Origin of the sequence: Polaromonas sp. OV174, from assembly GCF_900112285.1 — a bacterium.
GTDB lineage: Bacteria > Pseudomonadota > Gammaproteobacteria > Burkholderiales > Burkholderiaceae_C > Polaromonas.
The window spans coordinates 184325-209947 of the sequence record NZ_FOKZ01000001.1 but is presented as its reverse complement, the minus strand read 5'-3'; the positions used below and the strand labels follow the sequence as shown (position 1 = coordinate 209947).

Genomic DNA, 25623 nt, shown 5'->3' with positions numbered 1-25623 from the left:
GCGCCATCGATCCGACGGCGCCTGGCCTGGGCTTGGATTTACTGGCCTTCCAATGTCTTCCACATCTCCACGTCGCGCTCGGCGGTCCAGATGCGCGGGTCGGTGTACTGGGTGGCCTCGTCGTAGCAGCGCGTCACGTCGAAAGGCATGCAGTGGTCGAAGATGACCCAGTGGCCGTACTTGGGCTTGAGCTTGGCGAAGGTCTCTTTGTAGACCGCGTTCAGGTCCTTGCCCGCAGCCACGCCCTGCTGGACACTGGCGTACACATCGGCAATGAAGTCGCGCGTTCCGGCCAGGCCCTGGGCCACTGCTTCGGGGGTGGTCAGCGCCGCGCCGCGGCCGGGTACCAGCGCCTTGGGTTTGAGCGCCGCCAGGTTGTCCAGCGTTTGCGGCCAGTCCTTGAAATAGGCATCGCCGGCATAGGGTGTCGCACCAAACTCGACCAGATCGCCAGCGAGCAGCGTGCCCTCCTGCGGCAACCAGACCACCGTGTCGCCCTTGGTGTGGCCGCGGCCCAGCTGCAGCAGCTGCACTTCCAGCTTGCCTAGCCACAGCGTCATCTTGCCGGTGAAGGTCATGGTGGGCCAGGTCATGCCTGGCGGCACGGTCTCGACATTCTGGAACAGGCGCGGGAAGCGGCCGATCTCGCTGGCCTTGTCCTGTTCGCCACGCTCGACGATCAGGTCGTAGGTATCCTGGCTGGCAAGAATTTGTTCCGGCTGATAGGCGGCGGCGCCCAGCACGCGCACGGCGTGGTAGTGGGTCAGCACCACGTATTTGATGGGCTTGTCGGTCACCTCGCGGATGCGGCGCACCACGTCGGCCGCCATCGCCGGGGTAGCCTGGGTGTCGGCCACCAGCACGCAGTCATCGCCGATGATGATGCCGGTGTTGGGGTCACCCTCTGCGGTATAGGCCCAAGCGTGTTCCGAGATCTGGCTGAAGGTGACTTTCTTTTCTTCCAGGTCGGCCTGGCTGGCGAATTTTTTAGTGGTGGTCATTGGCTAAATCCTTTGAGTGGGTTGAATGGAAAGAAATCAATAGATGCAATACAGGTTTCAAGCGGCGCCGGGGGCGGCCATGGCCAATTGCCGCCCGGCCACATAGCCAAAGGTCAGGGCCGGCCCTAGGGTGATGCCCGCTCCGGGGTAGTTGCCGCCCATCACGCTGGCCGCGTCATTACCGACGGCATACAAACCCTTGATCGGCTGGCGTGCTGCATCGAGCACCCGCGTCTTTTCATCCGTCACCAGGCCGGCGAACGTGCCTATGTCGCCAACCACCAGTTTGATGGCGTAAAAAGGGGCCATTTCAAGTGGGGCGACGCAGGGGTTGGGCGTCACCAGGGCATCGCCCTGGTAGCGGTTGTAGGCCTTGCTGCCCTTGCCGAAGGCCGGGTCTTCGCCGGTGCGGGCACTGCGGTTGAACTCCCGCACGGTGGCTTCAAGCGTTACCGGCTGGATACCGATGTTCTTGGCGAGTTCTGCCACGGTGGCGCCGCGTTTCAAGTAGCCACTCTTGAGGTGGCGACCTATGGGCATGGGCGCCGGGCCGATACAGCCCAGCCCGTAGTCGCGCAGCGCCTTGTGATCGCACAACAGCCAGGCCGCGACTTCCGGCTCGCCCTGGCAGGCAACAACCATCTCCTGCACAAAGTCGTGATAGGAATTGCCTTCGTTGGTGAAGCGTTTCCCATTGGGCGCCACGGCAATCACCCCCGGCTTGGCGCGATCGATGAAGTGAGGCATCACCCCCTTGCCGCCGTTGGCCCGTATCGTCACCGAGGCCGGAACCCACGCGGCAGCGTGCGGAATGCTGCCGTCAACCTGGCCGCCCACGGCTTCGGCCAGGCGCAGGCCATCGCCTGTGTTGCTTTCAGGTGAAGGCGAATAATGCTCTTTGCCGCTTGGCGCATGCGGAAACAGCTGCTTTCTGCGCGCCACATCGTGCGGAAAGCCACCACAGGCCAGCACCACGCCGCGCGACGCATTGACCCTGACGGTCTTGCCTTCGTGCTGGATGAGCGCCCCCACCACGCCGCCGGCTTCGACCACCAACTCTTTGACCGGCGACGAAAGCCAGACCGGAATCTCCAGGTCCATGGCCGCCTTCGCCAACCTGCCGGCGAGCGCGTTGCCATTGGTCAAGGTCATGCCGCGTCCATGAAGCAGCACGTCGAGCAAATGCTTGGACAGGCGCTTGGTGACGAAGGCGAACGATTCCACGGACTTGAAGGCGCGCATGAAATGCTTGATTTCAGGCCCCGAGGCCAACATCATCCCGAACACCGTCAACTCGGGCAGCGGTGGCGCCAGCTGTTTGATGCGGGGACCGAGCTCGCGTCCGTTGAATGGCCGCGTCACCATGGAGCGCCCACCCATCTGACCGCCTACTGCCTCTGCGTGGTAGTCCGGAAATACGGCAGGCATGTTGAACTGAACGCAGGTCTTACGCGTGAAGAAGTCGATAGCCTTGGGACCATTTTCGAGAAAGGCATCCACGCGAGCCTCGTCAAAGTGGGTCGTCGCCTCATGTTTCAGATAGCGCTTGGCCGCACCCGGGGCTTCGTTGATGCCCTGCTCGGTCGCCAGATGGGTGCCGGGAACCCACAGCCAGCCGCCCGAACGCGCGGTGGTTCCGCCGTATTGAGCTTCTTTTTCGACCACCAGCACCTTGAGCCCTTGCGAAGCCGCCGTGATGGCAGTCGCCATGCCCGAAGCGCCGGTACCCACAACAAGCACGTCAACAGTGCTGCTTTCCTCTGTCATTGCGTTTACTCCGTTAGGTGCAATAGCTTGAGCCTGAAAATTCATTCGATAATTACCGATTGATTAGATATTATCAATCAATAAGACTATGTATGTCACGCGTGATCTAATCGGGAAAACCCGAATGAATACAAATGAATACACTTGCGGCTTCAAGCTCAACACCTATCCCCACCATGGAAAAAGACCGGCGCGGCATTCAATCAATCGAAATCGGCAGCGCCTTGTTGCTGGAGCTGGCGCGCAAGGTGCGTCCGGTCGCCCTGAAGGACCTGGCCAAGGCGGCATCCATGAGCGCTGGCAAGGCGCATCCTTATATGGTCAGCTTCTTGAAAGTCGGCTTCGTCACCCAGAATGAAGCCGGGCACTACGAGCTAGGCCCGCTGGCGCTGCAGCTAGGCCTGACCCGGCTGCAACGCATGAACCCGGTCAAGGAGGCCACCCTGTTCATTGAGAACTTGGCACAGGAAACCGGGCAGAGCGTGGCGCTCGCCGTGTGGGGCAATCTTGGGCCCACCATCGTGCGCCTGGAGGAGCCGGTTCAACCCCTGCATGTGAACTTGCGGGCCGGCACCGTGATGTCGCTCGCCAACACGGCAACGGGAAGGCTGTTCGCAGCCTACATGCCACCCAAAGCGATTGAGCGCTTGTTGAGCGACGAACTGACGCGCTTGAGTTATGGCACGGCCATGGGTACGCCGCTGGCCGGCAAGGTGCTCGAAGAAATGCTGTCGGAGACCCGTCTGCACGGCCTTTCCCGCACCCGTGGCCAACCCATTCCCGGCATCGATGCACTATGCGCGCCCGTCTTTGATGCCGACGGGCATATCGTGCTCGGAATCATGGTCATGGGCCCTTCCGCATCGTTTGACAGCAATTGGGACGGAGCGATCGCCAAGCCGCTGCTGGCTTGCTCCACAGAGGTCTCGCGCCGCCTTGGGCAGGTCACCGCGCCAGCGAAATAGCGGGCGCCTCGGGTTCCGCCGTCTTGTTGCCGGCCAACCCTGATGTCGGCTTCAAAGCCGCCGCAGCAAAGCGATGACGGCCCCAGGAATCAGACCAGCCGCGCCGCTATCCAGCCGCGCAAGCTGTTCACAAAGGCCCAACCCTGCACCCTGGGCACATCTTCTACCCGCACCACGGCCTCGCTCAAGCGGCCCTCTTGCAGCGCCAAGGCCCGGCCCACGCCTGCCAGCAAACCGCAAGCCAGTGACGGCGTAACCCAGCGGCCGTCGATCAGCATGGCGACGTTGCCGCGTGTGCATTCGGTGATCTCGCCCCGCTCATTCCAAAGCACGGTGTCAAACACCTCGGGCGCGCTGGGCGTGAAGGCCTCGTAATGGGCGCGGCGGGTGGTCTTGAAGCGCACGAATTCTCCGTGGGCTTCCAGCAGCGGATGCCCGGCCAGCCGCAGCAACACTTCCGAAGCGGAGGCCTCCATGGCGTAGGCCTGGGCGCCAAACTGACCAGCCGCCCCCAACAGCAAGCGCAGCCGCCACAGGCCTTGCGGATGGGTTTGCGCCAGCTGCTCCAGGCATTGCCGCGCCTGCGCCTCATCCCAGCGGTAGCCAAAATGCGCTGCTGCGCCGGCCATGCGTTGCAAGTGAGCACTGACGTGACGAAGCTGGCCGTCCTGCAGCGCCAGGGTTTCCAGTAGCTCGAAAGGCATGCTGGCGCGCTCCAGAAAAGCCCGCTTGTGGCGCCATTCCTGCCATTCGCTGTCGGCCTCGGCGCCAGAGGTGATGCCGCTGCCTATGCCGCAGCGGGCTTCTCTACCGCGCAGCGTGACGGTGCGTATCGGCACATTAAAGGTGGCCGCCCCGCCGGGTCGCATCACGCCAATGGCGCCGCAATAAATGCCGCGCGGCTCGGCTTCCAGTGCGCGTATCGCCTGCATGGCGCGCACCTTGGGCGCGCCGGTAATGGAGCCGCAGGGAAAGAGCGCGGCAAACACCTCGGCCAGGCTGCAGCCGGCGCGGGTACGTGCCTGCACATCGGAGGTCATCTGCCACACCGCCGGCAGCGCCTGGGTATGGAACAAGGCCGGCACCTGCACGCTAAAGGGCTGGGCGATGCGCGAGACGTCATTGCGCAGCAAGTCCACGATCATCACGTTTTCGGCCCGCTCCTTGGGCGAGCTGCGCAGCCATTCGGCCTGCGCGGCATCCTGTGCGGGCGTGGCGCCGCGCGGCGCCGTACCCTTCATAGGGCGGGTCAGCAGGCTGGCGCCGCGCCAGTCGAAAAACAGCTCGGGCGAGACGCTGAGCAGTTGCTCGTCGCCCATGTCGATATAGGCCGCATAGCCGCCCGGCTGCGCGCGTTGCAGCGCAGCGAACAGGGCACGCGCCGGCGCGGCGCCGCCGCCCTCAAGCGTGGCCTGCAGCTGCGCCGTGTAGTTGACCTGATAGAACTCGCCCCTGGCGATGGCTTGCTGGATGGCGGCAAAGGCCGCGTCGAACTGGGCCCGCTCTTGCCGGCTTTGCCAGTGCAGCGTGGGCTCCGGCGGCGGCTCGCTGGTCTCGGGCCAGGGCATGGCCTCGTCGTACACCGCAAACCAGGCCAGCGGGCCATCGGCAGGCCGGGTCTGCAAAGCGGCGTCAAAGGCCGGCGCGGCTTCGTAGCGCAGCGCGCCCAACACCCAAGCACCCTGCTCTGCGGCGGCCTGCACGGCGTCCAGCACGGCGCGCACCTCATGCAGCTGATGCGCCACCAGCAACTCGCGTGGCGCACCGAAAGCCTGGCGCAGGCGTGGCGCCGCACTGTCGTGCGGATCCACGAAGTCAATCAGTGAAGTAATGGTCAAATTGGCCTCTAGCGCTTTACAGACGAGCGCAGACAGCTATCAAAACATGAGCGCCTAAGAAAACCTTTTAAGCCGCGCCTATATGGGGCACCAAAGCGGCAGTCGCCTGTCCCGCACGCAGCGCCGCCGTAAAAGCCAGCATGCGGTCAATCGGCAGGCGCGCCCGCAATCCCAGCGCCGGGTCAACCTGCACTTCGTTGGCGCCGCTTTCCAGCACCTGGGCCAGCCCGGCCAAACCGTTCATGGCCATCCAGGGGCATTGGGCGCAGCTTTTGCAGGTGGCGCTGTTGCCGGCGGTGGGCGCCGCGACAAAGGTCTTGCCGGGATTCAGCGTGCGCAGCTTGTGCATCATGCCGCTGTCGGTGGCCACGATAAACTCGCGCGCATCCATCTCTTTGGCCGCCTTCAAGATGGCGGAAGTCGAGCCCACGGCATCGGCCAGCGCCACCACGTCGGCGGGCGACTCGGGGTGCACCAGCACCTTGGCCTGCGGGTGCTCCTTCTTCAGCGCTTCGAGCTCAAAGGCCTTGAACTCGTCGTGCACGATGCAGGCGCCGTTCCAGAACACCATATCGGCGCCGGTCTCGCGCTGTATATAGCCGCCCAGGTGGCGATCGGGCGCCCAGAGGATTTTCTGCCCCTGCGCCTTCAGCGCCCGCACGATGTCCAGCGCACAGCTGGAGGTCACGACCCAATCGGCGCGCGCCTTCACGGCGGCGCTGGTGTTGGCATAGACCACCACGGTACGGTCGGGGTGGGCATCGCAAAAGGCCTTGAACTCATCAATCGGGCAGCCCAGATCGAGCGAACAAGTCGCGTCCAGATCGGGCATCAGCACACGCTTTTCGGGCGACAATATCTTGGCCGTCTCGCCCATGAAGCGCACGCCCGACACCACCAGCGTCTGCGCCGCATGGTCGCGACCAAAGCGCGCCATTTCCAGCGAATCAGACACAATGCCGCCGGTTTCTTCGGCCAGATCCTGCAGATCCGGATGCACATAAAAATGCGACACCATCACGGCGTTGCGGCTTTTCAGCAGGCCGCGGGTGCGCTCCTTCAGCGCCGCACGTTCGGGCTGCGTCGGCTCGACCGGCACGCGAGCCCAGGCATGGCGGGTGCTGCAAACGGCGTCGGCAGCGGGTTGCTCATAGTCAACACTGATGGTGGTCATCACAGTACTCCGATGCTGGTGTCCAGACGCATAGAAAAATCAATCGCCTGCACGTCCTTGGTCAGCGTGCCTATGGAAATGCGGTCCACGCCGGTTTCAGCCAGCGCGCGCAGGCCGTCCAGCGTCACGCCACCTGAAATTTCCAGAATGGCGCGCTCCTGGTTGATGCGCACCGCTTCATGCAGCGTGGCCAGGTCCATGTTGTCCAGCAATACCATGCGGGCGCCTGCGTCCAGCGCCTCGGCCAGCTGCTCCAGCGTCTCGACTTCAATCTGGACAAAGTCTGCCTTTGCCGCCACCAGGGCGGCCTGCCCCAAAACCTGCGGGATGCCGCCTGCCGCGGCGATGTGGTTTTCCTTGATCAGTACCGCGTCATACAGGCCAACGCGGTGATTGGTGCCGCCGCCCATACATACCGCGTATTTTTGCGCCAGCCGCAGGCCGGGCAGGGTTTTGCGGGTATCGACAATTTTGGCGCGCGTGCCGGCCACGATGGCAACATAGACCGCCGTCTTGGTTGCAACAGCGCTTAAAAGTTGTAAAAAATTTACCGCTGTGCGCTCGGCCGACAACAGCGCTCTGGCCTGGGCCTGCACCTCGAACACCACCTGGTTGGCTTCGCAGCGCTCACCGTCACGCACATGCCAGACCAAGGTAGCCAGCGGATCCAGTTGCCTGATGGCGGCCTCTACCCAAGCCGCGCCGCAAATCACGGCGCTTTCCCGTGCCAGCACCCGGGCTCGCGCCTGGCGGTCCGGGGCTATCAGGGCGGCTGTCAAGTCGCCGCTGCCTACATCCTCGGCCAGCGCACGCATCACGTCGGCCCGGGCCAGCTCTTCAACCGCCTGCGCCGAGAAATCAAAAGACTTTTTCATAAAGCACTCAAAAAAAACTCACACCGTTCAGTGCACTAAACTAACTAAAAACCCTAGGTTGCTGTCGCCAATGTTACAGCCCCAGGGAAACCGATAGCTCCATTGTGGCCTGCCGACCATCCTTGGGCAGTCCATGTTCGTTGACCTCAATCCGTTCCCGCCATGTTCAGAACCCTGCTCAAATCGAAAATCCACCGCGCCGCCGTGACCCACTGCGAGCTCAATTACGAAGGCTCCTGCGCCATCGACGAAGACCTGCTGGACGCCGCCAACATCGCCGACAACGAGCAGGTTCACATCTGGAACATCAACAACGGCGAACGCTTCATCACCTACGCGATTCGCGCCGAACGCGGCAGCCGCATCATCTCGGTCAACGGCTCGGCGGCGCGCCGCGCCTCCGTCGGCGACCTGGTCATCATTGCCACCTTTGCCCAGGTCCATGAGGAGCATGTCAAAGGCTTCGTGCCCAAGCTGGTGTTTGCCGACGCCAACAACCGCATCCAGGAAGAGCGTTCGACCATTCCGGTGCAGATGGCCTGAGTCGTCAGCGCATCCAGCCCAGCAGCAGCGCCACAGCGCAGCCCGGCCTTACATTTTTTCAGCCAAGAGCCCATGGACAACGCATCGATGATCCAGCGCAGCCTGCGCCATGTGTGGCATCCCTGCACGCAGATGAAGCTGCACGAGGCGCAGCCGCCTGTGCCCATCGCCCGCGCCGAGGGCGTGTGGCTGCATGACTTTGAAGGCCGGCGCTACCTGGACGGCATCAGCTCCTGGTGGGTCAATCTGTTCGGCCACAACCATCCGCACATCAAGGCGGCGCTGCGCGACCAACTGGAACGGCTGGACCATGTGATGCTGGCCGGTTTCACCCATGAGCCGGTGGTGCAGCTGTCGGAAAAACTGGGCGCGCTGACCGGCCTGGGCCACGCCTTTTACGGCAGCGACGGCGCCAGCGCCACCGAGATCGCGCTGAAGATGAGCGCGCATTTCTGGCGCAACAGCGGCAAGCCTGAAAAATGCCGCTTCATCGGCCTGGCCGGCGGTTATCACGGTGAAACCGTGGGCGCGCTGGCCGTCACCGACATCGCGATCTTCCGGGAAGCCTATGCGCCGCTGGTGCGGCTGGCCGCCACCGTGCCCAGCCCCGATGCCCGCGCCGCCCAGCCAGGTGAAACCGCCGCCGATGCCGCCTGGCGCGCCGCCGCCGGCCTGCATGACTGGCTGGAGCAACACCACGCGCAGACCGCGGCGCTGATTCTGGAGCCCATGGTGCAGTGCGCCGCTGGCATGGCCATGTACGACGCGGCCTACCTGCGCGAGGCCAGGGCCCTGTGTGACCGCTACGAGGTGCACCTGATCGTCGACGAAATCGCCACCGGCTTTGGCCGCACCGGCACCATGTTTGCGCACCAGCAGGCCGGCATACGGCCAGATTTCATCTGCCTGTCCAAGGGGCTGACCGGCGGCACGCTGCCGCTGTCGGCCGTGCTGACCACCGCCCGGGTCTACGAAGCTTTTTACGACGACGAGGTGGCACGGGGCTTTTTGCACTCGCACTCCTACACCGGCAACCCGCTGGCCTGCCGCGCCGCGTTGGCCACGCTGGAGCTGTTCGAACAGACCGACGTGCTGGCGCGCAACGCCGACATGGCGCAGACGCTGGACCAGGCCTTTGCGCCGCTGACGCAGCACCCCGCCGTCAGAAATGCGCGCCGCCTCGGCATGATCTGGGCCTGGGACATTGACGAAGGCCATGCCGGCGCCAGCCCGCAGCCCAAATTTGCCAGCCGCTACGCGCAGCACGCCATGAGCCAGGGCGTGGTGTTGCGGCCCATAGGCCAAACGCTGTACGCCATGCCGCCCTATGCGCTGGACGCCGAAACCGCAGACCATCTGGCCAAGGGCGCGCTGGCCGCGCTGCAGGCCACGCTGGCCGACACCTAACGAACAAGACGAATATGACCGACAGCCCGCGCCCAACCCTGTCTGTTTTCATCACCGGCACCGATACCGGCGTCGGCAAAACGCTGGTCAGCACCGGCCTGCTGCACGCGCTGGCAAAGCACCATACCCGCGTGGTGGGCATGAAGCCGGTGGCCGCCGGCACGGAGCTCATCAACGGCCAACAGGCCAATGAGGATGTGGTTGCGCTGCGCGCCGCCGCTACCTGCGCCGTGCCGCCCGAACTCGACAACCCGGTGCTGCTGCCCGACCCGGTGTCGCCGCACATCGCGGCAGCCCGCGCCGGCGTGCAGATTGACATCGCCCACCTCGTCGCCTGCCACAGCGCGCTGGCCAAACTGGCCGACTCCGTGGTGGTGGAAGGCGCGGGCGGCTTTCTGGTGCCGCTTTCGGCCAGCGAAACCGGCGCCGACCTGGCGCAGGCCCTGGGCCTGCCGGTGGTGCTGGTGGTCGGCCTGCGTCTGGGTTGCCTGAATCATGCCCTGCTGACGGCCGAAGCCATACGCGCACGCGGGCTCACGCTGGCCGGCTGGGTCGCCAACCATGTGGACCCCAGCATGCTGGCGCAGGACGACAACATCGCCTTTTTGCAGCAGGCGCTGCAGGCGCCGCTGCTGGCCACCATTCCATTTCAAGCCACGCCCGACCCGCGGGCGCTGGCCTTCAACCTTCCACAAACATGGCTATGACTACCTCCTGGTTAGACGACTTCCCGGCGCGCATTGCCGAGCTGGACCACGCCCACCTGCGCCGCAAGCGCGCCGTGGTCACGCCCGACGGTGGCGCCCGCCTCATGGTGGATGGCCGCAGCATGCTGGCCTTTTGCAGCAACGACTACCTGGGCCTGTCCCAGCACCCCGAGCTGATACAGGCGGCCCGCGAGGGCGCCCAGGCCTATGGCGTGGGCTCCGGCGGCTCGCCGCTGGTAAGCGGCCACAGCGCCGCCAACGAGGCGCTGGAGCAGGAACTGGCGGCCTTTGTCGGCTTGAGGCGCGCGCTCTACTTTTACGCCGGTTTTTCCACCAATGTCGGCATCATTCCGGCGCTGGTCGGCGCCGGTGACGCCATCTTCTCGGATGCGCTAAACCATGCCTGCCTGATTGACGGCGCCCGGCTCTCGCGCGCGCAAATTCACCGCTACGCGCACATGGACCTGGCCGCCTTGGAGCACGAACTGGCGCACAGCAGCGCACGGCGCAAACTGGTCATCAGCGATGCCGTCTTCAGCATGGATGGCACCTGCGCCGACATTCCCGCCCTGCTGGCCCTGTGCGAACGCCACGACGCCCTGCTGCTGCTGGACGATGCGCACGGCTTTGGCGTCAAGGGCCCGCAAGGCCGCGGCAGCCTGGCCGAGGCCGGGCTGTTCGGTGCCCAGGCCTCGCGCCGCGTGCTCTACATGGCCACGCTGAGCAAGGCCGCCGGTGCGGCCGGTGCTTTTGTGGCCGGCGACGAGGCGCTGGTGGAATGGCTGCTGCAAAAAACTCGTAGCTACATCTTTGCCACCGCCGCGCCAGCGCTACTGGCCAGCGCCCTGAGCGCCAGCCTGCGCGTGATCGCGCAGGACGAATGGCGGCGCAGCCACCTGCACCAGCTGATTGCCCGCCTGCGCAGCGGCTTGACGGCCGGCCTGCAGGGCAGCGGCTGGCAGTTATCCGAATCGCAGACCGCCATCCAGCCGCTGCTGATAGGCCCCAATGACAAGGCGCTGGCCGTCATGCAAGGCCTGCGCGAGCGCGGCATCTGGGTGCCGGCGATTCGCCCGCCCACGGTGCCCGAGGGCACGGCCCGCCTGCGCATCGCGCTGTCGGCCGCCCACACCGAAGCCGATGTCGACCTGTTGATTGAAACCTTAACCACCCTGGCCAGGGCTTTGCGCTAAACCCCTTCCCCAGCCAGATTCAGCTAGACTCCACCCCCGATTTCCCAAAGGAAAATCCACCATGTCCACACCCGCAGAACAAGTCGTCACCCTGCACCGCCCCCGTCCCGCCGCCCCGGCCCCCGCCAGCGGCGAGCAGCGCTGGAGCGTTGACGCGATCGAAGCGCTGTTCAACCTGCCCTTCCCCGAGCTGATGCACCGCGCCCAAACCGTGCACCGCGAAAACTTCGACCCGACACTGGTGGAATTCGCCACCCTGCTGTCCATCAAGACCGGTGGCTGCGCCGAAGACTGCGGCTACTGCCCACAGGCGGCGCGCTACGACACCGGCGTGGAAGCCAGCAAGCTGATGGAGCCGGCCGAAGTGCTAGCCGCCGCCCAGCGCGCCAAGGATGCCGGCGCAACGCGCTTTTGCATGGGCGCGGCCTGGCGCTCGCCCAAGGACCGTGACGTTGAGAAGGTCGCCGAGCTGATCCGCACCGTCAAAAGCCTGGGCCTGGAATCCTGCGCCACGCTGGGCATGCTGGAAGAAGGCCATGCCCAGACGCTGCAAGAAGCCGGCCTGGACTACTACAACCACAACCTGGACACCGCGCCCGACTTTTACGGCGACATCATTACCACGCGCGACTACCAGGACCGTCTCGACACCCTGGCGCGCGTGCGCAAGGTCGGCGTCAAGGTCTGCTGCGGCGGCATTGTGGGCCTGGGCGAAACCCGGCGCCAGCGCGCCGGCCTGGTGGCCGAACTGGCCAACCTCACGCCCCACCCGGAATCGGTGCCCATCAACAACCTGGTCAAGGTCGAAGGCACGCCGCTGGCCGATCAGGTCGACCTGGACCCCTTCGAGTTTGTCCGCACCATTGCCGTGGCGCGCATCACCATGCCGACGGCCCGGGTCCGCCTGTCGGCGGGCCGCCAGCAAATGGGCGACGGTATCCAGGCGCTGTGCTTTCTGGCCGGCGCCAACTCCATCTTTTACGGCGACAAGCTGCTGACCACCGGCAATCCTGACACCGATGCCGATGTGCAACTGCTGGAGCGTCTGGGCATGAACCGCGCCGCGCCGCAGGTCCGCTGAGCGGGCTACCTGGGCACTCTAAAACACGGGCCAGATGGTTAGACTCTGGCGAGACTACGGACCACACCATGACCACAAGCAACGCCTCCTCCGCTGCGCCCGCAGCCACGCCTTATGGCACGCTGCCAGCCGCCTCTACGCCTTCGGCACGCAAGCCGCTGAGTCTGCCGCGCCTGCGCGAAATGCACGCCCAGGGCGAGAAAATCGTCATGCTGACCGCTTATGACGCCACCTTTGCCGCCGTGGCCGATGCCGCCGGCGTGGAGTGCATCCTGGTGGGCGACTCGCTGGGCATGGTCTGCCAGGGCCTGTCGAGCACCGTCGGCGTGACGCTGGACACCATGCGCCACCACACCGAGTGCGTGAGCCGCGGCCTGCGCCGCGCCCAGGCCACGGCCTGGCTGATTGGCGACCTGCCCTTTGGCAGCTACCACGAGTCCAAGGAACAGGCCTTGCGCAGCGCCGTGGTGCTGATGCAGGCCGGCGCCCACATGGTCAAGCTCGAAGGCGGCGGCTGGACCACCGATACCGTGCGTTTCCTGGTCGAGCGCGGCATTCCCGTCTGCGCCCACCTGGGGCTGACGCCGCAAACCGTGCACGCCCTGGGCGGCTACCGGGTGCAGGGCAAAACCGACGAAGCCGCGGCCCAGCTGCGGCGCGAAGCCAGCGCCTTGCAGGATGCCGGCGCCTCCATGCTGGTGCTGGAAATGGTGCCGGCGGCGCTATCGGCCGAAGTCACCCAGTTGCTGACGCACTGCGCCACCATTGGCATAGGCGCGGGCAATGGCACGGCCGGCCAAGTGCTGGTGCTGCACGACATGCTGGGCATGAACCTGGGCAAGATGCCCAAGTTTGTGCGCAACTTCATGGATGACCAGGACGGCAACACCGCCAGCGTGCGCGGCGCCATGGAGGCTTATGTGCGCGCCGTGAAAGACGGCAGCTTTCCGGACAATGCCAGCCACGCGTGGTAAGCCCTCCGCTCAAAAAAACAAAGGAACACTCCATGCAAATCGTTCACACCATTGCCGACCTGCGCGAGAAACTCAGCGGCTTCAAACGTCCGGCCTTTGTGCCCACCATGGGCAATCTGCACGACGGCCATATCGCCCTGGTCAAACAGGCCAAACCGCTGGGCGACGTCACGGTGTCCAGCATTTTTGTCAACCGCCTGCAGTTTGCGCCGCACGAGGACTTCGACAGCTATCCGCGCACCCTGGATGCCGACGCCCAAAGGCTGGAAGCGGCCGGCTGCGATCTGGTGTTTGCGCCGCGCGAGAAAGACCTTTACCCCGAGCCGCAAAGCTACAAGGTTCACCCCGCCAATGACCTCGCCGACATTCTGGAAGGCCACTTCCGACCCGGTTTCTTCATTGGCGTGAGCACGGTGGTGATGAAACTTTTCTCCTGCGTGTTTGCCGGCATGCCCACGGGCGTGGCCGCTTTCGGCAAAAAAGACTATCAGCAAGTGATGGTGGTGCGCCGCATGGTGCAGCAGTTTGCCCTGCCCATCGAGATTCTGGCCGGCGAAACCCAGCGCGCCGAAGACGGGCTGGCGCTGTCATCGCGCAACGGCTATTTAAGCCCGGCCGAACGCGCGGAAGCTGCGCAACTCTCCGTCGCCCTGAAAGCGCTGGGCATAGCCGCCAAAGCGGCCCAGCCCGCCGAGCTGCCGGCGCTGGAAGCGCAAGCCATGCAGGCGCTGGCACGGCGCGGCTGGAAACCCGATTACCTGACGGTGCGCCGTCGCGCCGACCTGCAGCCGCCACATGGCGCGCTGGCCGACCAGTCACTGGTGGTGCTGGGCGCCGCCAAGCTGGGTCACACGCGCCTGATTGACAACCTGGAAATTTGAGGCCTCTTTGTAAGGCCCATGTGACCGACTTGACGGCCAACAAATAACAGAGCGCTCAGATACAGCATCTTCAGACGACCTGAATGAGCCAGCTGTAGCGGTTCTGATAGTGGCGCAAAGCCAGCCTTTGCCTTCAAGGCTTTTTAAACCATCTGCGGGCGGTGGTGGTGGGATCAAGTCCAAGCGCCACGCTCACAGCTGTTTCGTCACGACACGCTTCAAAGGACATTGATCCGCCTGGCCAAGTCAATGCTTTGGCGCTCTAAACCCTCTAAGACGCTAAGCGTATAGAGGCGCGTTGCGCACCTATTGTGATCAGCATGCTGATCACATATCCATGAGCAGCATTCCAGTCAAGATTTTCTATTCTTCCCAGTTTTATTAGCTGTCAGCGAAAGATCCAGGCATTGAAAAGTGCCCCGCTGCTCGAGGACTTTCAAGAGGGACTTTAGAAAATAAAGAGGCGCGGGCCATCCCAAATGACACACTGTTACAGAGCTCAACCACCTTTGAGGTTGGTCGTTCATCGTTCGCTAGGAGAATCGCAAAAACAAAGGGTTTTCCCGGGTAACCCAAGAGAAGATCACTCAGTACACTGATAAATAATCGAGGTGCCCGCTGCTTGATTATTTTTGTTTCTGTCAATTTTCTTAAAGAGAGTACTTGATGAAAAGCCTTCAATTTTCAAAGCTTGCAAGTGTGGCATTGACGTTCATGGCGGCCTTCACCGCCATGGGCGCCGCTGCTCAAACGCAGTCTCGTTTCCCTGAAAAACCGGTAGACATAACGGTTCCCTATCCGCCCGGCGGCGGTGTAGATCTGCTGGCGAGACTGATTGGTCAAGGTTTAAGCAGCGCTTCCGGTCAATCTGTCATTATTGAAAATCGGTCCGGCGCTGGAAGCACCATCGGTACGCGTTATGTGGCGGGGCGGCCCAAAGACGGGCATTCACTTTTGATGATGAACGACGCCTATGCGATTGCGCCAGGGGTATTCAAAAGTCTTCCCTACAACCCTAAAAAAGACCTGGAGGCCGTCATCAATGTGGCCTACGCACCGATGCTGCTGGTCGCATCAGAGGGGTCTCCCTACAAGACCGTGGCAGACGTCGTTAAAGCGGCACAAATGAAGGACGCCAAACTTTCATATGCATCCTGCGGAACGGGTACAGATCCACACCTGGCGGGTGAGCTCTTCAACATTACATTTAAAACCAAGCTCGCTCACATCCCCTACAAAGGATGTGGCCCGGCCATTGTCGATGTGCTGGGTGGACAAGTTGAGCTGGGCTTCGTCACAATCACGGGCGCAATTCCCTATGTCAAATCAGGAAAGATGAAGGCTTTGGCGATCACGGCGAAAGAACGCTCACAAATATTCCCGGATGTCCCCACACTGGCCCAGAGCGGCGCGCCCAACTTCTACCTCAGTCAATGGCAGGGCCTTGCCGTACCCGCGAATACGCCGGCACACGTCAAAAATTCCATCTACGAAGCCGTCTCCAAAATAATGCAAACCCCGGCAACCCAGAGCAAATTACTGGAGCTCGGTTACATGCCCGCAAACGATGGACCCGAAGCATTTCAGAAGATCGTCAATAGCGACATTGACCGATTCTCAAAACTGGCAAAACAAATCGGCTTGAATCTCGACTGACAAAAGGAGTAATGATGAAAAAACTTGAAATTAGCCTTTCCTGTGGCAATTACGACCGAACGCAAGCCATCTTTGATGGGCGTGCGCCAATAGAAGGCTGCGAAGTCAACGCGGTATCGCTGGAGCCGGAAGAGGCATTTCACCGAGCCTTCCGTTACGGCGAATTCGATGTGACCGAAATCTCGATGAGCAGCCACATGATGACGACGGCCCGGGGCGACAGCCAATATGTGGCCATTCCCGCCTTCCTGTCTCGCGTCTTCAGGCAATCAGGAATTTACGTGCGTACCGACCGAGGCATCAATACCCCTCAGGATTTGCGCGGAAAAACGATTGGTGTGCCGGAATACCAAATCACCGCCAATGTCTGGATCCGCGGCATCCTCAACGATGAGTATGGCGTCAAGCCCAGCGACATCAAATGGGTGCGGGGTGGCATTGAAGAACCAGGCCGGGGCGAGCGCGCGCCCATAGACCTTGATCCGGCCATCAGTCTTGTCCAAATCCCGGATGACAAAACGCTGTCCGACATGTTGGAGGCTGGCGAAATAGATGGCTACATCGGTGCGCGTGCACCTTCCTGTTTCTTGCGTGGCGCCCCCAACGTCGGAAGACTTTTTGACAACTACATTGAAGCGGAAAAGGATTACTTCCGAAGGACCAGAATATTTCCGATCATGCACATGGTTGGCATCCGCCGCACCCTGGTGGAGCAGCATCCCTGGTTGGCTGTCAGCGTCTATAAAGCCTTCCTGAAAGCGAAAGCTCTGGCCGTGAAGGAGCTGGATGAGTTATGCCACCTGGCGGTTACCCTGCCGTGGATGGTGCATCACCACAATGAAGCAAAGGCTTTGATGGGCTCAGACTATTGGCCCTACGGACTGGACGCGAACAGGCATGTGATCGAGACCTTTTCCCGCTATCACTTCGAGCAGGGGCTTTCGAAGAGAAAGGTGGCGCCAGAGGAGCTATTCGCCGCATCTGCGCTGGATCTGTCCAAAATTTAACAAAGCGCTGCCGTGAAAGCTCCCCTTTTCGAATACCTCGCTCCCCATACTTTGGAAGAGGCTCTCGCGCATCTGAGCAACGGGGAAAATTCCCGCGTGCTGGCGGGGGGGCAGTCCTTGATGGCCATGCTCAATATGCGATTCGCGTTTCCGGACTGTCTGGTTGACATCAATCGCATTGCAGAGCTTTCCTATATCAGGGACGGCGGGGAACGGATAGAAATTGGAGCGCTTACGCGGCAGCGCCATGTTGAGTTTTCGGAACTCATCGCGGCCCGCATCCCTGTATTCAAAGAAGCCATCTTGAATGTGGGGCATCGCCAAACACGCAACCGGGGCACGGTGGGCGGAAGCCTTTGTCAATTGGATCCTTCCGCGGAAATCCCAACGATCGCGCTGGCCATGGATGCGGACATTCATGTCGCCAGCGTTCGAGGGCAGCGGACGATTCCGATGAAGGATTTCCCCGCTGGTTACATGGCACCGGCGATCGAGTCCGATGAAATGCTTGTCGGCATGTCCATGGAGCCCTGGCCGAAACAGCACGGACATGCTTTCCTCGAGTTTGCGCGCCGCCATGGCGATTTCGCCATCGTGTCTGTCGCGGTGATGCTTTTATTCGGGGCAGATGGCCTGCTTGAGAGGGTGTCGATCACCCTTGGTGGCGTGGCTTCCGCCCCGGTTCGTATGAGCCGAGCCGAACAGTCGCTGCTTAAAACCCGCATGTCGCCAGAAGATATCGCGGCGGCGGCCGCAATCTGCGCCCAGATTGATGCGACCTCAGACACCTATACGCCCAGTTGGTACCGACAGAAATTGGCCGGCGTTCTCACGCAACGGGCCTTGAATATCGCGCTTGAGCGCGCGGAGAGATGACATGACGGACCACTCCTGTTCCCGCCCCATTACCCTTCACGTCAACGGGCTGAAGTATGCAGGCCATGCAGAGCCGCGCGTCAATCTAGCGGACTTTCTGCGATCTGATTTGAAGTTGACGGGCACACATGTTGGTTGTGAGCACGGCGTCTGCGGCGCATGCACCGTCCTGGTTGACGGATATTCCGCCAGGAGCTGCCTGATGCTGGCCGTGCAGGCCCAAGGCAGCGAAATCCGGACCGTTGAAGGACTTGCGACGGACGGCGTGCTCGATATCTTGCAGGCCTGCTTTCACAAGCATCACGCCTTGCAATGCGGTTTCTGCACCGCTGGAATTCTGATGTCGGCGACAGAGTTGCTTGCGGCGAATTCCGAGCCCGATGAGTCCATCGTTCGCGACGTACTTTCCGGCCATATATGCCGCTGCACCGGATACCAAAATATCGTGGCTGCGATTCTGGACGCGGCCAGCCAGCTGCGCGAAAGGGCGAGCGATGCTGGCAATAACTAGTCCCGGCGTTGGTCTTCAGACCAAGCGGCTGGAGGATGAGGCGCTGCTCACCGGGACAGCCCGCTTTCTGGATGACATACCGGTTGAGGGAACGCTGCACGCCTGTTTTGTCCGCAGCTCTCAGGCACACGCCAAAATCACTTCCATGAGTCTGACCGCAGCACGCGAAATGCCAGGCGTTGTCGCTGTTTTTGCGGAGCAGGATCTGTTTGGTGAAATTACCTCCTGGCGAATGCCTCTTGGTTTTCCCTTGGCAGCCCTTCCCGAAGACACCACCCCATTTGTGCTGGCTTCAAAGGAGGTCGCCTTTGTCGGTGAGGCCATGGCCGTGGTGATTGCGAACAGCCGGCACCAGGCCGAAGATGCGGCCGCTCGCGTCGACATTGAATATGAAGTGCTGCAAGCCGTTGTCGACTGCCGAGATTCTGTCGTTGATGGCGCGCCCCTGGTACGAACCGGAATTCAATCGAATATCCTTCAGGACTATTCGCTGGCTTACGGCGACTGCGACGAGGCTTTCGCGAAGTCTGCCGTCACCATCGACGAGGAATTCTGGGTCCATCGTGGTTGTGCGCATCCCATGGAGGGGCGTGGCGTACTGGCTACTGTCGAGAAGTCAACGAACGAGCTGACTGTTTGGTCCTCGACCCAGATGGCGCACGAGCTGCACTACACCATCGCCTTGATGCTGGGACAGCCCGAGGATCTTTTGCGGGTCATCACGCCCGATGTCGGTGGCGGTTTCGGGGCGAAATTCATGATTTACCCCGAGGAAATCGTTATTCCTGCGGTGGCCCGAAAATTGGGGCGACCCGTTAAATGGGTGGAAGACCGCCGGGAACACTTTCTCACCTCGATTCAGGAGCGCGATCAGTACTGGAAAGTATCTCTCTCGGCAGACCAGGACGGACGGGTACTTGGAATCCGGGGCAGCTTCATTCACGATCACGGCGCCTACACCCCCCAAGGCACCAACGTTCCGTACAACGCCGCATCGTCCATGACCGGACCCTACATCGTTCCAGCGTACAAGCTGGACGTGAAGGTCGCTTACACCAACAAGGTACCCGTCGCTACGGTGCGCGGCGCGGGTTATCCGCAGGCCGCCTTCGTCATGGAGCGGCTGCTTGACATGCTGAGCACAAAACTTGGGATGGATCGTGCGGAATGCAGGCGTCGCAACCTCATTCCGCCCACCAAGATACCGTACACCAAGCCTCTCAAGTCGCGGGCCGGCATGCCCTTGACGATAGACAGCGGAGACTTTCCGGCCCTGCTCGGCACAGCACTGCAAGCCATTGACTTTGACGGATTTTCTGCGCGCCGAAAAGAGAGTTCCAGTCCGCACTTGCTTAAAGGCATTGGCCTTGCCAACAGTGTCAAGCCAACGGGGCGCGGTCCTTTTGAGTCGGCCCGGGTACGGGTTCAGCCGTCTGGCCGGATTTCAATCTATACCGGCGCCCTTGCCATGGGTCAGGGCATCAAAACCACGCTGGCCCAGATTTGCGCGGCCCATTTTGGACTGGCGGCACAGGCGATAGACGTCATTGCCGGAGATACCTCCGCCATTGGCTATGGGATGGGCGGATTTGCCAGTCGCCAATCGATCATGGCCGGAACCGCCGTGAACGAAGCTGCGTTCAAGGTCAGTCGTAAAGCGGTATCTGCCGCTTCCGCAATATTGAACATCCCCGAAGACGAGCTCATGTTGTCAAATGGTGAGGTACACACCAAAGACCACTCCCACAGGATCGCACTGGCTCGTTTGGCCATGCTTTTAAAGGGTGTTCCGGGTTATGTATTGCCCATTGCGGTGGACCCCGGACTGGATGAGACGGTGCATTTTCATTGTGACGCGCAGACCTATGCGGGCGCATCGCATACGTGCGAGGTAGAGGTTGACCCCATGACGGGAGGCATCACGATCACACGCTATGTTGCCGTGCAGGACAGCGGAAACATCATCAATCCACAGCTGGCGCAAGGACAGGTGCATGGGGGCGTGGTTCACGGTATGGGCAATGCCCTGTTCGAGTGGATGGGCTATGACCCCAACGGCCAGCCACTGACCACAACTTTCGCGGAATATCTGCTTCCTACCGCGCCGGAAGTTCCCAATATAGAAGTGATCTTTGCGCCCTCACCCACTTCGCTCAATCCCCTGGGGGTGAAGGGCATTGGAGAGTGCGCAACGATTCCGGTTGCCGCCGCGCTTATCAGCGCCGTGGAGGACGCCCTTAAAGATTACGGGGTAAAGATTAACGAATTTCCGTTGACGCCTGTGCGCTTGCTCGAGTTAATCGGCAAGGCGGCGGACGCTGACGGACACGCGAAAAAAATACTTTAAAAGGAAAACTCCATGGAGTTCAGCAATCATTTTTTCGTTCCATTGCCCTTGGAAGATGCCTGGAAGCTGATGCTCGACGTCCCGCGCATCATGCCGTGTCTGCCTGGTGCCAAGCTAACCGAAATTCTGGGCCCGGATAAATACCGTGGATCTGTATCCGTAAAGTTGGGGCCCATCAAACTCGCTTTTGACGGGCAAGCCGAACTCGTCAAAAAAGACGACGCAAATCACATTGCGTGGCTAAAGGGTTCGGGACTGGATCCCAAAGGGCGCGGAGCGGCTCAGTCCGAGTTCAGCTTTGCGCTCAAGCCGGAAGGCAGCGGCACGGCGGTCACGGTAACCACCCAACTGCAGCTTTCCGGTGCGGTAGCGCAATATGGGCGAGGCAGCGGGATGATCGCAGAGGTGGCATCCCACATCCTCAAGCAGTTTGAGAGCAATCTGGCAGATTCACTGTCACAAGACGACTTACCCAATCCCGCGGCCACGCACGCAGCAGTTTCCAATGCCTCCGTGCCGCCGAACCCGGTGGGTGCCGCCATTGCGCCGCCTCCTGCCAATTTCGCCATGCCGCCGCTAGCATCTGGCGGGCAGGCGCTGGACGCACAAACGCTGCTCTACCAGGCACAAGCCGTCTTGGGCCAGGCCCAATCGGTCATGGCATCGACGCAGGAGATGCTTTTGCGATTTCAAGCTGGAAACGCTACGACAAAGGCGCCCAAACCCAAGCCCCAGCAAGAGCTCAATATGTTGAGTATTGGTCTGAAGGCTTTGTGGTCACAGATCAAGTTTTCTATCAGCGGCCTATTTGGTCGACCTCGCTGACTGTTGTTGTCTGGCCGTCGCACTGAACGTGGAGCGGGTGCCGCCAAGCGGGGTCACACGCGCCTGATTGACAAGCTGGAAACTTGAGGCGGCGCAGGAACACTCCTGTTTTCATAGCTGTCAGCGCATGCTCCTGCTGGGCTAGAGGCCAATTTAGCTTGAAAATGCGCGGCACGCCAGCTGCATCGAGGCGCGTCAGCCTGCTTGCCCGGCTTTTTACCCTTGGGGTATAAAGCTCCTCAGGCACGCCGCCTTATGGAGTTCCAACATGGCCCTTCCACACGCCGCATCAGGGCAACTGATTGCCGTCTACCCCCTGGTCGACAAGCTCACCGAAGCCCGAACCGTTGCCCTGTTCAAAACAGACGATCTGGAGGTCATGCGGCTGATCGTGCCGGCCGGCAAAAGCGTGCCCTCGCACCAGGTCAAGGGCGAGATCACGGTGCAGTGCCTGGAAGGCGAATTTGAATTCACCGCCCACGGCCAAACGCAGCTGATGCAGGCCGGCCAGTTGCTGTACCTGGCCGGCGGTATCGCGCATGGCTTGACGGCGGTGCGCGATTCCTCGGTGCTGGTCACGCTGGTGTTGCGCAAGTAAGCAGGGAAGGAGGCGCCGGGACAGACCTGCCTGGCGCCCGAAGTTAAGGCATCATTCAGGCCTTTAGCACAGACAGGTCGCTCGCTTGAAGCTACTGATTCGATAGCACGCCTTCACCCTCGCGAGCACCAGCGTCCTGCGCCTGGCCGCACACCACGACCAGGATTTGCGCTCCCCGCTCGCCACCGTTCACATACAGGTGGCCCAGATTGCTGTCGAAATAAATGCTGTCATGCTTTTCCAGCCGCTCCAGACGGCCGTCGGCGAAATGCATTTCCAGCGTGCCCTCCAGCACAAAGATGAACTCCTCCCCCGGATGGCGGCTGAACTCACCCGGCTTGAGTACGGTGCTGGCGTCGACGCGACCAATCATGGGCGTCATCTTCTTGGACACGACCTGGGTCGCCAGCATGCCGTAGAGGTAACGCTCGGAGTGGTAGGCGACCACATCGTGGCGCCGCGTCACCACGGCATGGCCGCTCACACTCTCCGCCGGCTGGCGGCCAAACAGCGTTGACAAATCCAGTTGCAAGGCCGCCGCCAGGGCCGCGAATTTCTCGTAGCTGAGCGCCAGCAGGCCGCGCTCGGCCTTGGAAATCGAGGCCACCGACACCCGCGACAGCCGGGCCAGCTCGGCCAGGGTCAGTTGCTGCGCCTGCCGGGCGCTGCGCAAACGCGCGCCCAACTCGGCCTTGTCCAGCACGATAGAAGAGGCCACGGGCAGGGGTTCAGCAGGGTCAGCGGTCATAAGAGCAGTATTTCATATCTGAAAATTTTCGTATATGATAATTTATATGAATCTATCTGAAGCTTACACAGCCGGCCCGCTGTCCCTTCCCTGGATTGAGCGCCTGATCCGCTTTGACACCACCAGCTTTCAGTCCAATCTGGGCCTGATCGAAACCGTCAGGGACTACCTGCAGACGCACGGCCTGAGCTCCACGCTGACCTACGATCCCAGCGGCAAAAAAGCCAATCTGTTTGCCACCCTGCCGGCGGCCGACGGCACAACCCAGGGCGGCATCGTGCTGTCCGGCCACACCGACGTGGTGCCGGTCAAGGGCCAGACCTGGGACAGCGATCCCTTCAGTCCGGAAATCCGCGACGGCAAGCTGTTCGGCCGCGGCACCTGCGACATGAAAGGTTTTATCGGCGTGGCGCTGACGCTGCTGCCGGAAATGAAGGCCGCCAAACTCAAACAGCCGGTTCATTTTGCGTTCTCGTGCGACGAGGAGTTGGGCTGCGTCGGTGCTCCCTATATGCTGGCCGACCTGAAAGCGCGCGGCATCACAGCCAGCGGCTGCATCGTCGGCGAGCCGACCGACATGCGGGTGATCGTAGCGCACAAGGGCATCAACGCCTACCGCTGCCGCGTGCACGGCCATGCGGCGCATTCCTCGCTCACGCCGCAAGGCCTGAACGCCATTGAATACGCGGCCAGACTGATCTGCTTCATCCGCGACCAGGCCGACCAGTTCCGCGCCGACGGCCCGTTCGACGAGGCTTTTGACGTCCCTTTCACCACGCTGCAGACCAGCATCATCAGCGGCGGCAATGCGATCAACACCATTCCGGCCAATTGCGAGTTCAGCTTTGAATACCGCAACCTGCCGGGCGTGGACACCGGGCCCATCATCGCCCGCATCAAGGACTACGCGGCCAACACCCTGCTGCCGCGCATGAAAAAAGAACACGCCAACGCCAACATCGACTTTGAGTTGCTGGCCAGCGCGCCTACTTTCGACGCTTCCGAGCAGGCCGCCATCACGCAGCTGGTGCGCGCTCTCACACACGATCAGGCGATCCGCAAGGTGGCCTACGGCACCGAGGCCGGCCTGTTCCAGGCCCTGGGCATTCCGTCCGTGGTCTGCGGACCGGGCAGTATCGAGCAGGCCCACAAGGCCAATGAATATGTCACGCTGGAGCAGCTGTCCCAGTGCGAATCATTCATGCGCAAGCTGATCCAGAGCCTGGCACAGGCCAGCTGAGCAACCCCGTTCGCCGGGCCGGTGATTGCACCGGCCTGTCCGCTTGAGTTTTCAAACCCTTTGTTCAACACAAAAGCACAGGAGCATTCCATGGCCCGAGATCAAGTCGCCTCACCAGGCAGCACCGCCAAAGTCGATTCACCGCCCTGGCGCCCGGTCATCTCGGCCTCCATAGGCAATGCGCTGGAATGGTTTGACCTGGTGGTCTATGGCTTTTTTGCCGCCACCATCTCCAAGCTGTTCTTTCCATCCGGCGACGACACCATCTCCCTGATGCTGACCCTGGGCACCTTTGGCGTGTCCTTTTTCATGCGGCCGCTGGGCGCCATCGTGATTGGCGCCTATGCCGACCGCGTCGGTCGCAAGGCCGCGCTGACACTCTCCATCGCCCTGATGTTTCTGGGCACCCTGATGATCTGCCTGGTCCCCACCTACAGCAGCATTGGCCTGCTGGCACCCGCCGTGCTGGTGGTGGCGCGCATGATCCAGGGCTTCTCGGCCGGCGGCGAGTTCGGCAGTGCCACGGCCTTTTTGGCCGAGCATGCGCCCAAGCGGCGCGGCTTTTTCTCCAGCTGGCAAGTTGCCAGCCAGGGCCTGACCACGGTGCTGGCTGCCGGCTTTGGCGCGGTGCTGACCAGCACTCTGACGCCGGAACAGATGCTGGGCTGGGGCTGGCGCATTCCCTTCATCTTCGGCCTGCTGATAGGCCCGGTGGCTTATTACATTCGGCGCAATGTGGATGAAAGCGCGGAGTTCACCAGCATCAAGGCCACCAGCACGCCAATTCGCGACACGCTAAGCCACCAAAAGGAGCGCCTGCTGCTGGCCATAGGCATCGTGATCCTGGGCACCGTATCGACCTACCTGGTGCTGTTCATGCCGGTCTATGGCGTCAAGCAGTTGGGCCTTCCGGCCTCGGTGGTGTTCACCGCCACCATGATGGTGGGCGTGATCCAGATGTTTTTGGCGCCCGTTGTCGGCCATCTGTCGGACCGTTTTGGCCGGGTGCGCATCATGCTGATCGCCGCCGTGCTCTTGCTGCTGGCGATTTACCCGATGTTTGCGCTGCTGGTCCGCCAGCCCAGCTTTGGCACGCTGCTCATGGTGCAGATCATTTTTGGCTGCCTGATGACCGCCTACTTTGCCCCGGTGCCAGCCATCCTGTCGGAAATCTTCCCGACCCAGACCCGCACCACCGGCTTGTCCCTGAGCTACAACACCGCGGTGACGATTTTCGGTGGCTTCGCGCCCTTCATCCTGACCTGGCTGATCAGCGTGACCAACGACAAGCTGTCGCCCAGCTACTACCTGATTTTTGCGGCCATCATCAGCATTACCGCGCTGCTGTTCACCCGCAAGCGTTTGGGTTTCAAGTAAGCCACTACACCCCAACTTCCCTTTCGAAATCC

At 61.9% G+C, this 25623-nt stretch carries 23 protein-coding genes; 17 read left to right on the top strand and 6 right to left on the bottom strand.

The annotated features are described in order from the left end of the window. Positions 1-38 precede the first annotated feature (38 nt). Together BM160_RS01030 and BM160_RS01025 are read right to left on the bottom strand one after the other, a co-directional pair. Positions 39-1001, bottom strand: coding sequence for an MBL fold metallo-hydrolase (locus tag BM160_RS01030; protein WP_091999006.1), 963 nt, complete (start codon positions 999-1001; stop codon positions 39-41). Between the two features lie 57 nt (positions 1002-1058). Then, the gene (locus BM160_RS01025) at positions 1059-2768 is read right to left on the bottom strand and encodes an FAD-dependent oxidoreductase (protein WP_091999002.1); all 1710 of its coding nucleotides are present in this window, start codon (positions 2766-2768) and stop codon (positions 1059-1061) included. Positions 2769-2944: 176 nt separating this feature from the next. Here BM160_RS01025 and BM160_RS01020 point away from each other — a divergent pair, with 176 nt between their 5' ends. After that, positions 2945-3733, top strand: a complete 789-nt coding sequence (locus BM160_RS01020; RefSeq protein ID WP_091998999.1) for an IclR family transcriptional regulator — start codon at positions 2945-2947, stop codon at positions 3731-3733. A gap of 89 nt (positions 3734-3822) precedes the next feature. Here BM160_RS01020 and pabB read toward each other — a convergent pair whose 3' ends face one another. The 3 genes from pabB to nadC form a co-directional block, all read right to left on the bottom strand. After that, positions 3823-5571: an aminodeoxychorismate synthase component I gene (pabB, locus tag BM160_RS01015; protein ID WP_091998996.1), complete on the bottom strand. Its 1749-nt coding sequence runs from the start codon at positions 5569-5571 to the stop codon at positions 3823-3825. A 67-nt stretch (positions 5572-5638) separates the two neighbouring features. Continuing rightward, positions 5639-6745, bottom strand: coding sequence for a quinolinate synthase NadA (gene nadA / locus BM160_RS01010; protein ID WP_091998993.1), 1107 nt, complete (start codon positions 6743-6745; stop codon positions 5639-5641). Then, positions 6745-7620, bottom strand: a complete 876-nt coding sequence (gene nadC, locus BM160_RS01005) for a carboxylating nicotinate-nucleotide diphosphorylase (protein WP_091998990.1) — start codon at positions 7618-7620, stop codon at positions 6745-6747. The genes nadA and nadC overlap by 1 nt, the downstream gene beginning before the upstream one ends. Positions 7621-7782: 162 nt before the next feature. Here nadC and panD point away from each other — a divergent pair, with 162 nt between their 5' ends. The 14 genes from panD to BM160_RS00935 all read left to right on the top strand — a co-directional run bounded on the left by panD (position 7783) and on the right by BM160_RS00935 (position 22226). Further along, on the top strand, positions 7783-8163 hold the full coding sequence (panD, locus tag BM160_RS01000; RefSeq protein ID WP_091998988.1) for an aspartate 1-decarboxylase: 381 nt from the start codon (positions 7783-7785) through the stop codon (positions 8161-8163). 72 nt (positions 8164-8235) lie between these two features. After that, positions 8236-9570, top strand: a complete 1335-nt coding sequence (bioA, locus tag BM160_RS00995) for an adenosylmethionine--8-amino-7-oxononanoate transaminase (protein WP_091998986.1) — start codon at positions 8236-8238, stop codon at positions 9568-9570. A 14-nt stretch (positions 9571-9584) separates the two neighbouring features. Next, complete coding sequence (bioD, locus tag BM160_RS00990) at positions 9585-10277, top strand: dethiobiotin synthase (protein WP_091998983.1); 693 nt, start codon at positions 9585-9587, stop codon at positions 10275-10277. Next, positions 10274-11470 (top strand): 8-amino-7-oxononanoate synthase, encoded by a 1197-nt coding sequence (gene bioF / locus BM160_RS00985; protein WP_091998979.1) that lies wholly within the window; start codon positions 10274-10276, stop codon positions 11468-11470. Before bioD ends, bioF begins: the two co-directional genes overlap by 4 nt. A 61-nt stretch (positions 11471-11531) precedes the next feature. Continuing rightward, positions 11532-12551, top strand: a complete 1020-nt coding sequence (bioB, locus tag BM160_RS00980; protein WP_255368512.1) for a biotin synthase BioB — start codon at positions 11532-11534, stop codon at positions 12549-12551. Positions 12552-12619: 68 nt separating this feature from the next. Then, positions 12620-13525, top strand: a complete 906-nt coding sequence (gene panB / locus BM160_RS00975; protein ID WP_091998974.1) for a 3-methyl-2-oxobutanoate hydroxymethyltransferase — start codon at positions 12620-12622, stop codon at positions 13523-13525. A 32-nt stretch (positions 13526-13557) separates the two neighbouring features. Next, positions 13558-14406: a pantoate--beta-alanine ligase gene (gene panC, locus BM160_RS00970; RefSeq protein ID WP_091998971.1), complete on the top strand. Its 849-nt coding sequence runs from the start codon at positions 13558-13560 to the stop codon at positions 14404-14406. A 666-nt stretch (positions 14407-15072) separates the two neighbouring features. Beyond that, the gene (locus BM160_RS00965; protein WP_091998966.1) at positions 15073-16062 is read left to right on the top strand and encodes a tripartite tricarboxylate transporter substrate binding protein; all 990 of its coding nucleotides are present in this window, start codon (positions 15073-15075) and stop codon (positions 16060-16062) included. An 11-nt stretch (positions 16063-16073) separates the two neighbouring features. Further along, entirely contained in the window at positions 16074-17069 is a 996-nt protein-coding gene (locus BM160_RS00960) for an ABC transporter substrate-binding protein (protein ID WP_091998963.1), read from the top strand. Between the two features lie 12 nt (positions 17070-17081). Further along, positions 17082-17945, top strand: a complete 864-nt coding sequence (locus BM160_RS00955) for an FAD binding domain-containing protein (protein WP_091998960.1) — start codon at positions 17082-17084, stop codon at positions 17943-17945. A gap of 1 nt (position 17946) precedes the next feature. Beyond that, entirely contained in the window at positions 17947-18456 is a 510-nt protein-coding gene (locus BM160_RS00950; protein WP_091998957.1) for a (2Fe-2S)-binding protein, read from the top strand. Then, positions 18440-20803 carry a xanthine dehydrogenase family protein molybdopterin-binding subunit gene (locus BM160_RS00945; protein ID WP_091998953.1) on the top strand — a complete coding sequence of 788 codons (2364 nt, stop codon included), beginning with the start codon at positions 18440-18442 and terminating at the stop codon, positions 20801-20803. The genes BM160_RS00950 and BM160_RS00945 overlap by 17 nt, the downstream gene beginning before the upstream one ends. Positions 20804-20815: 12 nt before the next feature. Beyond that, a complete protein-coding gene (locus tag BM160_RS00940; protein ID WP_177218869.1) occupies positions 20816-21628 on the top strand; it encodes an SRPBCC family protein in 813 nt (270 codons plus the stop codon). 268 nt (positions 21629-21896) lie between these two features. Next, on the top strand, positions 21897-22226 hold the full coding sequence (locus BM160_RS00935) for a cupin domain-containing protein (RefSeq protein WP_091998949.1): 330 nt from the start codon (positions 21897-21899) through the stop codon (positions 22224-22226). A 91-nt stretch (positions 22227-22317) separates the two neighbouring features. On the opposite strand, the gene BM160_RS00930 is transcribed toward BM160_RS00935, so the two are convergent. Next, positions 22318-22974, bottom strand: coding sequence for a helix-turn-helix domain-containing protein (locus BM160_RS00930; protein WP_255368509.1), 657 nt, complete (start codon positions 22972-22974; stop codon positions 22318-22320). Between the two features lie 46 nt (positions 22975-23020). On the opposite strand from BM160_RS00930, the gene argE reads away from it, so the two are divergent. Together argE and BM160_RS00920 are read left to right on the top strand one after the other, a co-directional pair. Beyond that, a complete protein-coding gene (gene argE, locus BM160_RS00925) occupies positions 23021-24214 on the top strand; it encodes an acetylornithine deacetylase (RefSeq protein WP_255368508.1) in 1194 nt (397 codons plus the stop codon). A 90-nt stretch (positions 24215-24304) separates the two neighbouring features. After that, complete coding sequence (locus tag BM160_RS00920) at positions 24305-25591, top strand: MFS transporter (RefSeq protein WP_091998942.1); 1287 nt, start codon at positions 24305-24307, stop codon at positions 25589-25591. The last annotated feature ends 32 nt before the right edge of the window (positions 25592-25623 follow it).